The sequence below is a fragment of the Bacteroides sp. PHL 2737 genome, from assembly GCF_004115325.2.
Classification (GTDB): Bacteria; Bacteroidota; Bacteroidia; order Bacteroidales; family Bacteroidaceae; genus Bacteroides; species Bacteroides hominis.
On the sequence record NZ_CP040630.1, the window covers coordinates 337,864 to 352,075 of the forward strand.

At 44.9% G+C, this 14,212-nt stretch carries 8 protein-coding genes and 3 tRNA genes; 1 reads left to right on the top strand and 10 read right to left on the bottom strand.

What is annotated here, in order from left to right; all coding sequences use genetic code 11:
- Window positions 1-157: 157 nt before the first annotated feature.
- The 6 genes from DBK98_RS01470 to yaaA all read right to left on the bottom strand — a co-directional run bounded on the left by DBK98_RS01470 (window position 158) and on the right by yaaA (window position 4,541).
- Window positions 158-2,044: a beta-galactosidase family protein gene (locus tag DBK98_RS01470; protein WP_032536208.1), complete on the bottom strand. Its 1,887-nt coding sequence runs from the start codon at window positions 2,042-2,044 to the stop codon at window positions 158-160.
- A gap of 168 nt (window positions 2,045-2,212) precedes the next feature.
- Window positions 2,213-2,287 (bottom strand) — tRNA-Val (locus DBK98_RS01475).
- 50 nt (window positions 2,288-2,337) lie between these two features.
- Window positions 2,338-2,412 (bottom strand) — tRNA-Val (locus DBK98_RS01480).
- Window positions 2,413-2,441: 29 nt separating this feature from the next.
- Window positions 2,442-2,516 (bottom strand) — tRNA-Val (locus tag DBK98_RS01485).
- 685 nt (window positions 2,517-3,201) lie between these two features.
- Entirely contained in the window at window positions 3,202-3,762 is a 561-nt protein-coding gene (locus DBK98_RS01490; protein ID WP_032536209.1) for a sugar O-acetyltransferase, read from the bottom strand.
- A gap of 5 nt (window positions 3,763-3,767) precedes the next feature.
- The gene (yaaA, locus tag DBK98_RS01495) at window positions 3,768-4,541 is read right to left on the bottom strand and encodes a peroxide stress protein YaaA (protein ID WP_005811183.1); all 774 of its coding nucleotides are present in this window, start codon (window positions 4,539-4,541) and stop codon (window positions 3,768-3,770) included.
- A 121-nt stretch (window positions 4,542-4,662) separates the two neighbouring features.
- Here yaaA and DBK98_RS01500 point away from each other — a divergent pair, with 121 nt between their 5' ends.
- The gene (locus DBK98_RS01500) at window positions 4,663-6,882 is read left to right on the top strand and encodes a beta-N-acetylglucosaminidase (protein WP_005811185.1); all 2,220 of its coding nucleotides are present in this window, start codon (window positions 4,663-4,665) and stop codon (window positions 6,880-6,882) included.
- A 194-nt stretch (window positions 6,883-7,076) separates the two neighbouring features.
- Here the strand turns inward: DBK98_RS01500 and DBK98_RS01505 are convergent, their stop codons facing one another.
- The 4 genes from DBK98_RS01505 to DBK98_RS01520 are packed head-to-tail and all read right to left on the bottom strand — an operon-like array spanning window position 7,077 to window position 14,204.
- Window positions 7,077-7,460 carry a hypothetical protein gene (locus DBK98_RS01505; protein WP_005782415.1) on the bottom strand — a complete coding sequence of 128 codons (384 nt, stop codon included), beginning with the start codon at window positions 7,458-7,460 and terminating at the stop codon, window positions 7,077-7,079.
- A 14-nt stretch (window positions 7,461-7,474) separates the two neighbouring features.
- On the bottom strand, window positions 7,475-9,133 hold the full coding sequence (locus tag DBK98_RS01510) for a FimB/Mfa2 family fimbrial subunit (RefSeq protein ID WP_033572506.1): 1,659 nt from the start codon (window positions 9,131-9,133) through the stop codon (window positions 7,475-7,477).
- 33 nt (window positions 9,134-9,166) lie between these two features.
- The gene (locus tag DBK98_RS01515) at window positions 9,167-11,803 is read right to left on the bottom strand and encodes a BACON domain-containing protein (protein WP_032536210.1); all 2,637 of its coding nucleotides are present in this window, start codon (window positions 11,801-11,803) and stop codon (window positions 9,167-9,169) included.
- Window positions 11,742-14,204, bottom strand: a complete 2,463-nt coding sequence (locus tag DBK98_RS01520; RefSeq protein ID WP_022011537.1) for a Calx-beta domain-containing protein — start codon at window positions 14,202-14,204, stop codon at window positions 11,742-11,744. The genes DBK98_RS01515 and DBK98_RS01520 overlap by 62 nt, the downstream gene beginning before the upstream one ends.
- Window positions 14,205-14,212 lie beyond the last annotated feature (8 nt).

Genomic DNA, 14,212 nt, shown 5'->3' on the forward strand with positions numbered 1-14,212 from the left:
GAAAGTTTGTATAAAAGAGACTAAAATAACGATGAGTGATCTATGACAAACGGTGAACAGCCCGCATTATAATATTGCCGCAAGCAGTTCACCGTTCCTCATTTATCGCTGATCACTTATTATTCCGTGTCGATCACAGTCCGTCAATCATTCATCATCAATTATTCAGTTTCATCAGCACCGGTGTCTTCACCGTCTTCACCTCGGCCTGAGGAACTTCATTCAATTGTTCAAAAATAACAATCTTATTTGTTCCTTTCTTCAACCACACTCCCGGGATATAAAGGGTTTGCTGCGGTCCCACCTTCCAATAGCGCCCGATGTTGACACCATTTACAAAGATGATACCTTTTCCCCAATTTTCCATATCGATAAATGTATCTCCGACGTTATCCAACGTAAAGGTCCCTTCATAAAGCACCGGACAACCTTTCAGTTTTGCGGCCTCAGCAGGCACATTCGCATGTGCATCAGCTTTCAGTTTTGCCAGGTCGGGCATTTCGCTCATCGGCAACTGATACATATCCCACTCACCTGTAATTTCCTTACCCGCTATCTTGACCGGACTAATGATACCCTTGGTATTATGCACAATTTCACTACCATAATTAATACGTCCCATATTTTCAACCAGTATCTGCAAAGTAGCATTAAACGGCACCTCAATCTCCATTGAATAAGTCTTGGTATTCCGGTTCAACACACCTACCTGCTCTCCATCCACATACACAACCGCATAGTCACGCAGTCCCGGTATCTCAAGCGTTCCACTGATAGGTTGATTAAAATGACGGGTATATAACACATATCCATACCCTTGATTCAACTGCTCAAAAGTCAAAGGAGTATCGGCCGACACCGGCTTTTGCTTTTCGGCGAATGCCAATACATCAGCAACTTTGGTCAATTTGATAGAGGGGATCTCAATAACCGGATTTGGAGCCGGAGCCTCGGGGACCGTGTATTTAACGTATTTTCTGATCACGTTACGGATTGAATCATACTTCGGAGTCACCCAACCAGCTTCACTGATAGGAGCATCATAATCATAACTGGTCAGATCCGGCTGAATATCACGTTTCTTATCATAATTAGCACCACTTGTAAAGCCGAAATTAGTTCCTCCATGCACCATATAGAAATTGAAAGATACGTCATTCTGCAGATATTTCTCGGTCTGACGTGCAATTCCGGAAGCACCCACCTGTGGAAACGGTTCCGCCCAATGCGACAACCAACCCGGATAGAACTCAGCAACCATATACGGTCCCTTACCATCATGATATTGATTAACCACCTTTTTCAAGTTCTCAATATCACTTTCGCCATTCGCTGTAGGCAAGGCACCCGGTGTAGCTCCGCCTTCAAAAAGCCAGCTGCCATCAGAGGTAAACAAGGGTACATTAAATCCTGCGTCAGCCAATTGCTGTTTAATTTTGGCATTATAAGCACGATGCTCTTCCAAAGGTATATCTTTTCGTTGGGCAACGTACGAACCAAACTCGTTCTCACACTGCACCATCACGATCGGGCCACCTTTTGTGCACTGCAAATCGCCCACTTCCTTATAAAGCCGGTCAATATATGCCTTTGTATATTTCAGAAACTCCGGATTATCTCTCCTGACTTCCATTCCTTTCACATTCTGCAGCCACCAGGGATAGCCGCCAAATTCCCACTCGGCACAAACATAAGGGCCGGGGCGTAAAATAACCATCATTCCCTCTTCACCGGCTGTTTTTATAAACTCGGCCAAATTCTTGTCACCGGTAAAATCCCACTTCCCCGGCTCCGGTTCATGAAGATTCCAGAAAACATAAGTCGCAACCGTATTCAACCCCATACCTTTCATCATCTGTAAACGATGACGCCAATATTGATGAGGGATACGGGCATAGTGCATTTCACCAGAAAGAACAGGTGTCACTTTTCCATTACGATAGAAATGTCCGTCTTTGATTTCAAACGCAGACTTTGACTGCGAGAATGCACATAATGGCATGATAGCCAATAGCAAAAGTAAATAAATAGATTTTGTTCGCATGGTAGCATTAATAGGTTTGTTGATGAAGCAAAGTAAAGAAATAAATCACTTTTTCACCAACTTTCCCGTCGTTTTCTTATAAAAAATAACTTGAATTAATACACCGCAACCAGATCAGCCATAAAAAAGAAAGTCCTCACAGAAATATTCTGCAAGGACTCTATGTTGTGGGCGTTGACGGATTCGAACCGCCGACCCTCTGCTTGTAAGGCAGATGCTCTGAACCAGCTGAGCTAAACGCCCGATGTATCTTTCTCAAAGAATATATAGCAAAATTGAATCTCTTTTCAATGTGGGCGTTGACGGATTCGAACCGCCGACCCTCTGCTTGTAAGGCAGATGCTCTGAACCAGCTGAGCTAAACGCCCATATATTCTTCTTCGAAAGTGTTCGGCTGTGGGCGTTGACGGATTCGAACCGCCGACCCTCTGCTTGTAAGGCAGATGCTCTGAACCAGCTGAGCTAAACGCCCGTACACTTTCCTTTTAAAAGCGATGCAAAGGTATCGCTTTTCTCGAAATCTACAAATTATTTACGATCTTTTTTTTCAAAAAGTTTCCAACATCATCAGTAAGTCTCTGTTTTTCAAACAATAGAATCCATTTTGTTTTACTTCGTTTGTTTTCTCAGTAACTATAGGATTCTTCTTCAAATTAGGTGGTAAATTCTTTATTTCTTTATTTTCAAGTTGATAATTGTCCTTTTTGCTTGCTTTAATAGGAAAAAACAGACACCGGCTGAATAAGATTGCTCAAGTCTCGGAAGTGAATTTACGCCGTCCGGACCGGTATCTTCATCCTTATACCTTTCTTCAATTAACATTGTTAACGCCTTTTGCAGGTTGTCAGGTTCTTATGCGTAAATAACAAGTCTTTTGCATTTAAAGAACTTGTTATTCACATCCAAAGAACAAGCTTTAACTCTGTGTTAAAACAAAGTTTTGAGGATAGAAATCTTACTTTTTAAAGATATTGATTTTCAGATGGTTTATTCTAAAATTCGCTTCTTCATCTCACGGATGGACTCTTCGGAGGAAAGCCGGGATACTTGCTTTTTTATCAACTATAAACGAGGGCTTACACTTCCGAAAACTGAATTAGATTTCCATGAGTAAAAGAAAACTTACTACCAAATTTTGAAGAAGAACCTAACTTAGGTTATCCGTCCGATGCCTGCCGCCGAATAACACGTGCGGGATTGCCTACCGCCACACAATCATCCGGTATATCTTTTGTAACCACGCTACCGGCTCCAATCACGCAACGGTCACCTATCGTCACCCCAGGGCAAATGACCGCTCCGCCCCCAATCCAGCAATCTTCACCAATAGTAACCGGATAAGCATATTCCTTGGGATTACGGCGTTCCAGATAGTCCATCGGATGATGTGGAGTATAGATTTGCACACACGGACCTATCAGTGTATGACTTCCGATAGTGATGAATGCTCCGTCAAGGAAGATACAATTGGCATTAACAAATACATGTTCGCCCAGACGGATGCCGTCACCATGGTCACAATGAAAAGGCGGGCAAATAACAGAGGTAGGCGGAAGGTCGGGCACCAGCTCCTCAAGTAACTCCCTGTAAGTATCGTCATACGTACTCAGTCCCCACATCTGTGCCAATAACTTTTTAGCATGCTCAAACCGTACCTGCAACTCGGGTGCTGACATATCAGCCAGTTCGCCACTACGCATTTTTTCTATTTCAGTCATTTGGATTATTCTGTTTTTCCGTTCGTAAATACATATTTCTTTTCATCCGAAAGCTGTTCGTTGAACTCAAATCCTTCCCAAGCAAATGTTTTCAACTGGTCAACGGATTCTATCCGGTTTTTCAGGATGTAACGGGTCATCTCTCCCCTCGACATTTTAGTGTAGACCACTACTGTAGCCAGTTTCCCGTTTTTCCAGACGTGAAACTCAGGAGTCACCACACGGACCTCTCTCTCCACCCGTTTCCAATCAAAAAGTCCCCGCATCTCGTCACTCGCCAGATTACAAAGTATCCCACCGGCTTTTTTAATATCTTCTATAAACAAGTCGGTAAGAACCGGCTTCCAATACTCAAACATGGTTCGGGTACCGGGTTCGGGCAATCGGACATCTCCTTCGAGCCTGTAAGGTCGAATCACGTCGAGAGGACGCAGCAGCCCATAGCAAAACGAAGTCAACCTCAAATGGTCCTGAGCATATCGGAAATCTTCATCCGAAAAATCTTTGGGAGAAAGTCTTTTAAAAACAATCCCGGTATAAGCCAACAGCGCAGGCAGCTCCCGAGTCGCTTCGGAATGAAAGTCCTGATAGCGCTTATAATTCTCAACAGCAATCTTAGCATTTACCCGCAACAGGCGCTCCAACTCTCCGACAGAGAATTGAGACATTTGCAAAGCGACCTCCGCTGCCTCCTTCCGGAAGCGGGGAAATGTGGTGAGAGGCGTTTTCACTTTCGAAACGTCACTCATGGTTTTGGCGCAAGATAAAAGTATCAGCATAGACTTCTTTCCTTATTTCAATGTTTCAAAGGAACAAAATTAATAGAAAAACGGGAGTATACACTTTTTTTCTTACTTTTGTACTGTCACTAAAACCTGAAAAACTAACATTTTACCTAAAATGAAGATTAAACGACTCTACTTACTGGGAGCCTGGCTCCTTTTGGGCGTCAGTGCTTCGGCCCAGAACACAAGTATTCAACCACAACCACAACAGATTCTTTCGGAAACGCAGGCTCTGAGTCTGCCGGATACCTATCTGATTGTCGGAGAAACAGAAGCAAACCCGCATGCCGTCAGTGCACTGAAAGCTTTACTTGCCGGAAAAAAGACAGATAAGGACGGAATTCGCATCTATATCGGTGAAAAAGGGGATAAAGCTATCCGTAAATTCGCCCGGCAAATTCCCAATCAGAAAGAAGGATATTATTTAGCTGTCAACGACAAAGAAATCGTATTGGCCGGACAAGACGAACGGGGAACCTTCTATGCTTTGCAAACCCTATCACAACTGCTGAACAATAACCAATTGCCTGTAGTTGAAATCAAGGACTATCCTTCCATCCGCTTCCGCGGTGTAGTCGAAGGATTCTATGGAACTCCATGGAGCCACGAAGCCCGTCTCCGTCAGTTGAAATTCTACGGAGAAAATAAGATGAATACCTATATCTATGGTCCTAAAGACGACCCGTATCACAGTTCCCCCAACTGGCGTTTGCCTTATCCGGAAAAAGAGGCGCTTCAGTTACAGGAGTTAGTAAAAGTGGCCAATGAAAACGAAGTGGACTTTGTATGGGCCATTCACCCGGGACAAGATATCAAATGGAATCAGGAAGACCGTGATCTGCTGCTGGCTAAATTCGAGAAGATGTATGATCTGGGAGTACGTTCGTTCGCAGTATTCTTCGATGATATTTCGGGGGAAGGAACCAACCCGAACAAACAGGCTGAACTACTGAACTACATTGACGAGAAATTTGTAAAGGCCAAACCGGACGTTACCCCGCTGGTCATGTGCCCTACCGAATATAACAAAAGCTGGTCGAACCCGAAAGGTAATTACCTGACTACTTTGGGTGAAAAACTGAACCCTTCTATCCAGATTATGTGGACGGGCGACCGTGTGATTTCCGACATAACCAAAGATGGTATTGCCTGGATCAACAAGCGCATCAAGCGCCCGGCGTATATCTGGTGGAATTTTCCGGTATCCGATTACGTACGCGACCATTTGCTGCTCGGACCGGTTTACGGCAACGACACCCAGATTGCCGATCAGATGTCAGGCTTCGTCACCAACCCGATGGAACATGCCGAAGCATCTAAAATAGCAATTTACAGTGTAGCCAGTTATGCATGGAATCCGGAAAAATATGACAGCGAACAGACATGGAAAGATGCCATACGCACCATTTTGCCGAGTGCTGCGGAGGAACTGGAATTCTTCGCCGCACACAACTCTGACCTGGGTCCGAACGGACATAAATACCGCCGGGACGAATCGGTTGAATTACAGCCTGTAGCTAAGCTTTTTCTCGACAGCTATCTGAAAAACGGCTCGTATACCGAAGCAGACTTCAACTCCTTGAAAGCAACCTTCGGCAAGATGACAGAGTCCGGTGATATTCTGATGACCAACACCGAAAACCAACCTTTGATTGCAGAAATGATGCCTTGGCTCCGTCAATTCAAATTATTGGGTGAAACCGGACAAGAAGTATTGTCTATGGTCAAAGCTTACAAAGAAGGCGACAACTCACTTTTTATCCGGAAGTACCGCCATGTGAAAGCACTGCAACAACAGATGTTCCAAGTGGACCAGACTTATAACCAAAACCCTTACCAGCCGGGTGTAAAAACAGCAACTAAAGTGATCAAACCACTGATCGACCAAACGTTCACTACGGTGACCGAACGCTATAACAAGCAAAACGGTACGCAGCTGGATGCCGCAACGGACTATATGCCTCACAAACTGACGAGTGACGTAGAGCAACTACGCAATCAGCCGTTACAGATCAAAACAAACCGTATATTGGTATCGCCTGCCAACGAAGTAATCAAATGGGGAGCGGGACGTACGTTGACCATCGAACTGGATCAAGCCTATCCGGGACAGAGCCTGGATATAGATTTCGGCAAACCGGATGTAGCCGCCTGGGGACGACTTGAAGTTTCAGCCGATGGCAAAGAATGGCAAAAAGCTGACTTCAAACAGGAAAAGAACCGGATCACGCTTAACCTGAAACAAGCTCCGGTGAAAGCTGTCCGTTTCAGCAATACCGGCAATACGGAACAAGAAGTTTATCTTCGCCGTTTTATCATTACTCTGGACAAATAAAAACTTATTCAATCTGTGTAAAAAGCCCCTTCCGGTATTTTCGCTAAAATACGGAAGGGGCGCACACAAACAAAACAAACAATAATTCATCAACAGCCTTCACAGGCTATACCGATGAATATCACTAAAGATAGCATACAAAGAGTATGCTCGTGAAAAAGCTGCCTTTTCAAGGCTACAGAGGATAAGATTAATCATTCAGCATGTTCATTTACCTTCGTACAAGAGCTTTCTCTTTCCTGTAATACACGAAATTTCATTTGCTGCTGTTCCCGCCAGTAGTAAAAACCTCCACACGAAATTTTGCATAAAACAACATATTCAGTTTTACGCTTCCGCATCAGACGCAATAGAGGTGTACATAAAAACTTATCCGGTTCGGAAACACGCACCCTGATTGTTTTTCGTCCGGAAGTAGTTCCGTCCGGACAGGGCAACCAGTCTATATCAAGTATGCCCAGAAGAGAATAACAATAAAAGGCAGAATGTTCATAGGCATACCATGCTCCTTCTTCCTGATACAGGAAAATACAATCAACATTCTGTGCTTCTATTTGCAATATCTCTTCCAGGGTCATACTACCGCAACGTTCTATTGAATAACTACTATCTTACGGGCTACAGTTTCCCCGCCGGAGGCGGAAGTCATCAGTACAGTCCCTCTCCTGTTCGCTCCGAAAGCTACGTGCAAATAAGCATGCGAACTATATTTGCTACTGAGTTCCGACACCATACCGTCTCCCGGAAATGCTCCGGGAGATGCGGCGGATGGGTGCAGAAAGAGCCAGCCGGCAGACGTCGGATTCAATACCCGGACCGTCCAGTTACGGTCGGTTGAACCAACCAAATCGAAAACAAACGAATCGGTATCTTTCTGGTCCGATATAATGGGATTCCAACTGACACGAACCGGCTGAGACAGATTATCACACGTCATAGTCAAGGTTGTAGATACGGCACTATTGGCCAGTGAGGTAAAATCCCCTGTTATTTTATACTTATTACTTCCTAAAGCTTGTGCAGACAGATTGGCCAGCCAATTACAATCGGCAGGTAGGGTCAGAACCGGCTGAACACCACGGCTGGAATATACGGTACAAATATCTACGCCCGTCGCCGATGTAGTCACACCTGTTTTTCCATATAGGCTGAATACATTATTAGACGATGCCATACGGTATTCACCGTCGGCCACAATACAGGGCAAATCCGTGTCTTCATCCGTCAACTCCACTTTCAGAGCATTCGAAGGTGCAGAAGCCACAGCAATATCCGGATTTTCATATCCCGGACCATTGACGCCCACCACCATAACAATATAACGGTGGTTACGTACAATGTTCAGAGGAGCTCCGTTGTTACCGGTCATTACTACCTTATAATAGCCCTTTTTTCCCTTATACCGGGCTGCAATCACTACTCCCATATAGTCGGAAGCCGGACAGTTACGCTCGTATATGTATAAAGAAGGTTCAGCACTATTGACCCACCCCTTACGATAATCCAGATAGGTTCCACCGGTAACCGGATTTGCGGTAACGGGAGTGTTAACTTCTCCTGTGCAATCGGTCGGAGCCAGGAAGCCATGACAGGCTCCCTGATGTACGGTAATTCCTTCGATGAAAAAATCATCCAGTCCGGTATTTACACCCCCACTACCCTTCTTCACTTGTATACAGGCAGTGGAACGCAACAGTTTCACACCCTCTGCTTTCGTCACGATATTGATTCCGTTGAGAGCAAAACGTCCCCACATGACCAAAGGCATCACATGGTTTAGCAATGTGCTCTCTCCTTCATCCACATGTTCGAGCGAGGCTGTCTGCAAAGAAGAGATAGCCGCATTTTCTGCCATACCCGGAGTTATATCACCAAAGTTCAAGCGATCCGAAGTGCCATCAGCACTCCGCCCGTTTGCAACCAGATGAATGATACGCCGTTCCGAAGTGGCATCCAAACGGACTGTGAAATTAATCCCCGTTCCGGTAACAACCAACCTGTCATTCTCTACTTTGACACGCTCCATAAACTTTGCGTCTTTGTCGAATATCAGCAAGTCTACGTTCTTAATATCGGTATCCGTATACGGGCCACCGGCACGAGTAAGCGTATTCACTGACTCCGGTTGCGGCAAGGTTACCGAAACAGCAACATCTATCTTCCCATAAGCGGGTTTCTGTTCCTCTTCCTCATGACTACACGAGACAAACAGAAGGGCAACCAGTATACCTATTATATATTGTATTTTCATACTATAGCGCATTTTCATTGTTTACACTAAAATCTATTTCCTCTCCCCCTGATAATTATCGGAATAGGTATTCACGATTACGGGAGTCCAGAAGGGCTTTTCTTCCGGTCGGAACGGCACCTTTACCGAATGAGATGAGCGAGTATTGGCAGGGGCAGCAGCAAGTACTGTTACAGATGCCGAATGTTTAATACGGTCATATACAATTGTTGCAACTTTTGTATAACCTCCTTGATCATACGTTCCATTACCTCCGGTAGTAGTAATAAGTACCCGATAAGTATCATTATACAACCTTTCACCACCTTCATTATAATAATTATATTTATTATAATCCCCGGTTTCAGCAGTTCCTTTAGACATTGTTCCTCCTTTATAGGCAGTCATTTCAAAAGTCATAGGAGCAGGTGCTATCCCTGAACTATACCATGTTGCATAAACATCCAATTTTATTTTTCGGGGAGAGTTTACATCGCCTTCCAATACAGGGGCATTAAAAAATGCAGTTTCTCCCTGTCCTTGACGTGCATCACCACCCCACTGTAGCAGCAGTTTGCTATTATAATTAACAGTCTGATTCTTGCTCCATCCAACAGGCTTTTTATCATAAGAAGAATTATTACTTCCATCACCAGATACATTATTACCTTGGAATTCAACCGCAATATCCACATCAGACCTATCCCACATAAATTTAACAACAAAATAGTCGAAAGGAGGAATTGTCACTATAATATCCTGGTGTACTTTAACCGTAACCTGATAATCCGGGCAATCGGCATGATGGAAAGTTAATGATCCGTCACGAGCCTCATCGGAAGGTTCACGGTCGGTTGTCATAGTCAGCACTTGCGTTAACGGATTCCATCTCAAATCACTATGAATCCAGGACTCCCATGAATCGAAAATAATATTTCTACTACCACCCAACACAGTCACATCTTGTGAATTAGTGACTGCAGTCTGCGCTGAACCTGTTGGAGCAAGTGCATTTATTACCCCATCATCCACATGGATATAGCAGTTCATTAACGAAATCGTATCCGTATCAAGCGTTGTTTTATTCTTCACAACAATCTGACCATCTCCATAACAAGTATCAAAATCATCCGGCTTAATCGTCGAAGTACGTGTAAAGTTGACTGTGGTATTTCCTTTCACCCCACTCTGTATGTCTGAAGTCGCTTTGGGACTACTACCTAAGAATATCCAGTCACCTCCAATACTCTTAACCTCCACCGAGCGATTTTCATGTGCTTTAGGACAAAATATAAGTTTATGTTCACTAACTTTGATAGTACCTCTATCCGGTCTTTGTGTAACCGGTATTTTCTTGGTCACATTATTTGCTTTAATGGTAATATACGAAGTACGCGGATGATTATCCACATAGCTATCCAGGTCAGCAGTAATTTCCACCGCATTCCCATCCAACTTTTTCACCGAAGTAATCCACGTGGCCTCAGGTGCCTTCTCCACTGTATATTCCCGGGCATTGGTATTTACATGTATCGTGTCTTTGAATGCCAGCCCAACGGAAGCTTTATCCGTATAAAGCTGGGTCTGTGACAAATCGGCTTCCAACTGTGTATCTTGCCAGTTCAATATCTCAGTAGAGACATCGAGCTTTCCACCAAGGAAAATGCGTACCAACAAAATTCCGTTTACTCGTGGAACCCGAGGAATTACCACATCCGTCTTCTCGAAACGTGTACCTCCTTCACTGGCCAGATCGACACTCAGTTTAAGATGGCTGGTAGTCGTGTCTGTCGGAAGCGCATTCAGATAATCAGTTCCTTTATGGGCCGGCACAATAAACCGAAGCGTATCACTATACTGATGACCCGCCATTGCAGTATTATTATGTATAGTAAAGGTACCGGTCATAGGTTCCGCACTCACAGTAGGGTTGTTTTTATTGGGGTATAACCCTCCTTCCCAATTAAGAGTCGTAGGCACGTTGCTCAATTTCATGGTGTGGGTACCATTGATATCCAGTCCTCCGGCATCAGCTATCACGACTTTGACCAATGCAACGTTCCGTGAAAGTAATGCTGTTTCGGAAGCGACATTATCCTGACCGGCAATAACCTGCTGTCCGGTAATATAAGCCGTACGCAACTCAGGCATAGACGGCAAATTTCCACCGGAGGAACGGGTTTCCCACATTTTCAGTGATGAACGCCCCTGGCCACGGACAGGCTGAACCAATTCACTGTTTATATCCCTGTCGGCACTGACCAACGTAATATCCCACGTACCTGCCGCAACCGGCATGGTAAGACGGTCTGCAGCGTAAGTCACATCCGGCACTTTCTGCCTGAACTGTCCGGCAGCAGCCCCATCTCCATCAAACAGATAGACTTGCGTATTATTGATAATATCAGCAGAAGCTCTCGTCATCCTGAAAACCAATGAAGGATTACCATTGGTTCCCCCTGGCGATTCCCTGTCATCCGTACAAGCAAACGCCAGAAAAAGCAGCAAGCCCATCAACCCTGTATATATTCTTTTTCCTGTCATAGTTCTTTTTTCATCCATTTTCTTCTGAGCAGACAAGAAGACCTTGCATTTGAAATGCAAGGCACTCTTATCCCTAAGAATCATTTTATTTCCGGATCGTAAACTCTGCCATACGTTCTGCGTCAGACACACTGATCGGCTGTGCACCCGTAGGCTGGTTTACAGATTTGATTTTCAGTTTCACCTGTTTTTCCAAAGCATCCGTACTGAACAATACTACTCCATTCACATTGGCCGAACTATGGTTGCCGTCTCCACTGATGCGTAGGTCATGCAGGTTGGTAAAGACAAAGTCTTTTCCTTCTTTTGCCGTAGCATCGGGCAATGTCACACAGTTAACGATAATATCACTACCTGTGGCATTAGTCAGTAAGGCTCCGTCTGAAGCACGCAACAGCGAAACGGTGAAGAAGCCTGACACCACATTATTATTTACTCTGTGGTCGCCAAGTGAAGTTATGGCCAGGCGTGCCGGCTGATCAACAACAATTCCGCTGCAACTCAACAATTCACCATCAAAAGCGACATTGGAACCACTCAGGCTATGTACTTTATTGAAATTCACCACCACGGTTTTAGGAAGTTCATAGCGGGTATCCTCCAATGTTCTGACATTAAAAGATGACTTTTGCGAACCATTGGCAAATATCACTCTCGGCGTCAATCCCATATCGAAATCAAGCGCATCGGCTGTGCCTTCCCCATAAATGCCATCCACTATAATATTGGCTCCCGTTGCATTAGTCAAAGGAGTTCCGTCGGTCTTAAATAATCCCAGTTCATATAAAATATCTTTGGATCCCTCTTCTCCGCGCTCCGTACGTACCAACTTTACAACCGCCTGCTGATCTTCGATAACCGCTTTTCCTACAGGCTTCACCAGATAACTCTGCTGAACATCCGACAATAGCAATTCAAAGTCCTTCACACCTTCGATCAGATCATTCGCCTTTACCGGAACCTCAATATCCTGTTTCACCAGATAGCGGTCAGCCGTTCCGCGTGAGGGAGTGAAAGAGAGCTTTCCCTTCACCGGAGTAAAGTTATTGGCCGTTGTAGCCGATGCTTCGCGAGTGGCATAACCTACACTCACAGGAACAGGCGCTCCCTCTTTCGTGGTGGCATATCCGGTCAGTGTCACAGTAAACACAGCGGTGGCTGTTCCGTTTACCGGCTTGGTTATTTTCACGTCCGAGACATAGAGTCCATGTCCGAGCTTGACAAGACGGCTACCACTACCCAGAAAAAGCAACTCCCCGGATGATGCAGTCAAGGCCTGACGGTAAATGGTAGGTTTATTATCCGTCACATAACGGTCAAACTCTTTCTCACCTGTAGCAGAATACATACAAACCCGGCCCTCATCCGAAGACAGCAGCAACACTTCACCGTTGTTAGTCACCTTAATCTTATCAAAGTTACCATCAATCGTTCGGTCAAACTCAGCTTTTCCTGTCGGCAATATACGGACAAATGTTCCTCTGCGTGCGTTGACGTCATAAGTGGTTACCACTGATTCGCCGGTAGTCCGGTTCATACCCACACCTCTCACACTTCCGTTCGAGGTACCCGAGTACAAAGCTGTTCCGTCATTTCGCAATAAAGCGTAATATCCTTTATTACCACTGCCTCCTACTAATATATTACCATTGCGGGCCACCCGTAAATGGTTGAGCGTTGCCGATCCCTGGTTGGCAGGTATCAGTGTTTTAGCAAAAACAATATCACCTTCCGGACGAATCTTATAAATAATACCTCCATCTGTCGATGAATTACCGGTAACAATCACCGAACCGTCATTGATATTGGCGTTCAGGCCTGTCACTATAAATCGTTTAGCCGGAATGGCAGTCACATAATAAGGTTTCCCTTTATCATCTAACCGGACCACCACCGTCTGTTCTTTTTCTCTGTCTCCGGAGAAAGCCGCACAGATATATTCAGTCGTGTTGCCCAACACCTCAAACTGGTCACAATAGCCACTTCCGGTGTTCTTATACTGATAAATCACTCTACCCGATTTATCTACTTTCAAGAGAATACCTTGCCGACCGCTTCCTCCTTTCGGCTCCATACCGGAAAGTATCAATGATCCGCTTCGTAGCAAGGCACCCTTCAGAAGCTCGCTTCCTTGTCCTCCCGCATAAATATTGGTAACAATATGACCACTACGGTCTAATATGACCGCCCGTCCGCTCAGCGTCACATTATCCTTTCTGCCTTTTGTATTCATCACAGCAGATTGTCCGACAAGCAGGATACGATTGTCCTCCAACTCTGTCAGCTCATTAACAGCAGTAAACCCGGCCAACGGTAACGAAAAGAGTACCTCACCTTCTCTTCCTATCCAGGTCAGATTGTACTTCTGTCCCTCTTTGCCTACCATAGCCACTTCGTCACCGGCCAACGGGCATACCAGTTGTATCTGGTTCTTATCGCCATATTTCTTATCGAAAACTACCGGCATATATTGGGCTCTCACCTGCAGACAGGCTATGACGCTCAGCAGGAACAGTATCCACACTCTATGAATTCTTGTCTTCTTCATATATCGTT

Coding starts and splice junctions, on each gene's coding strand:
- DBK98_RS01470 (WP_032536208.1), bottom strand. CDS start 2,044: ATGCGAACAAAATCTATTTATTTACTTTTGCTATTGGCTATCATGCCA.
- DBK98_RS01490 (WP_032536209.1), bottom strand. CDS start 3,762: ATGACTGAAATAGAAAAAATGCGTAGTGGCGAACTGGCTGATATGTCA.
- yaaA (WP_005811183.1), bottom strand. CDS start 4,541: ATGCTGATACTTTTATCTTGCGCCAAAACCATGAGTGACGTTTCGAAA.
- DBK98_RS01500 (WP_005811185.1), top strand. CDS start 4,663: ATGAAGATTAAACGACTCTACTTACTGGGAGCCTGGCTCCTTTTGGGC.
- DBK98_RS01505 (WP_005782415.1), bottom strand. CDS start 7,460: ATGACCCTGGAAGAGATATTGCAAATAGAAGCACAGAATGTTGATTGT.
- DBK98_RS01510 (WP_033572506.1), bottom strand. CDS start 9,133: ATGAAAATACAATATATAATAGGTATACTGGTTGCCCTTCTGTTTGTC.
- DBK98_RS01520 (WP_022011537.1), bottom strand. CDS start 14,204: ATGAAGAAGACAAGAATTCATAGAGTGTGGATACTGTTCCTGCTGAGC.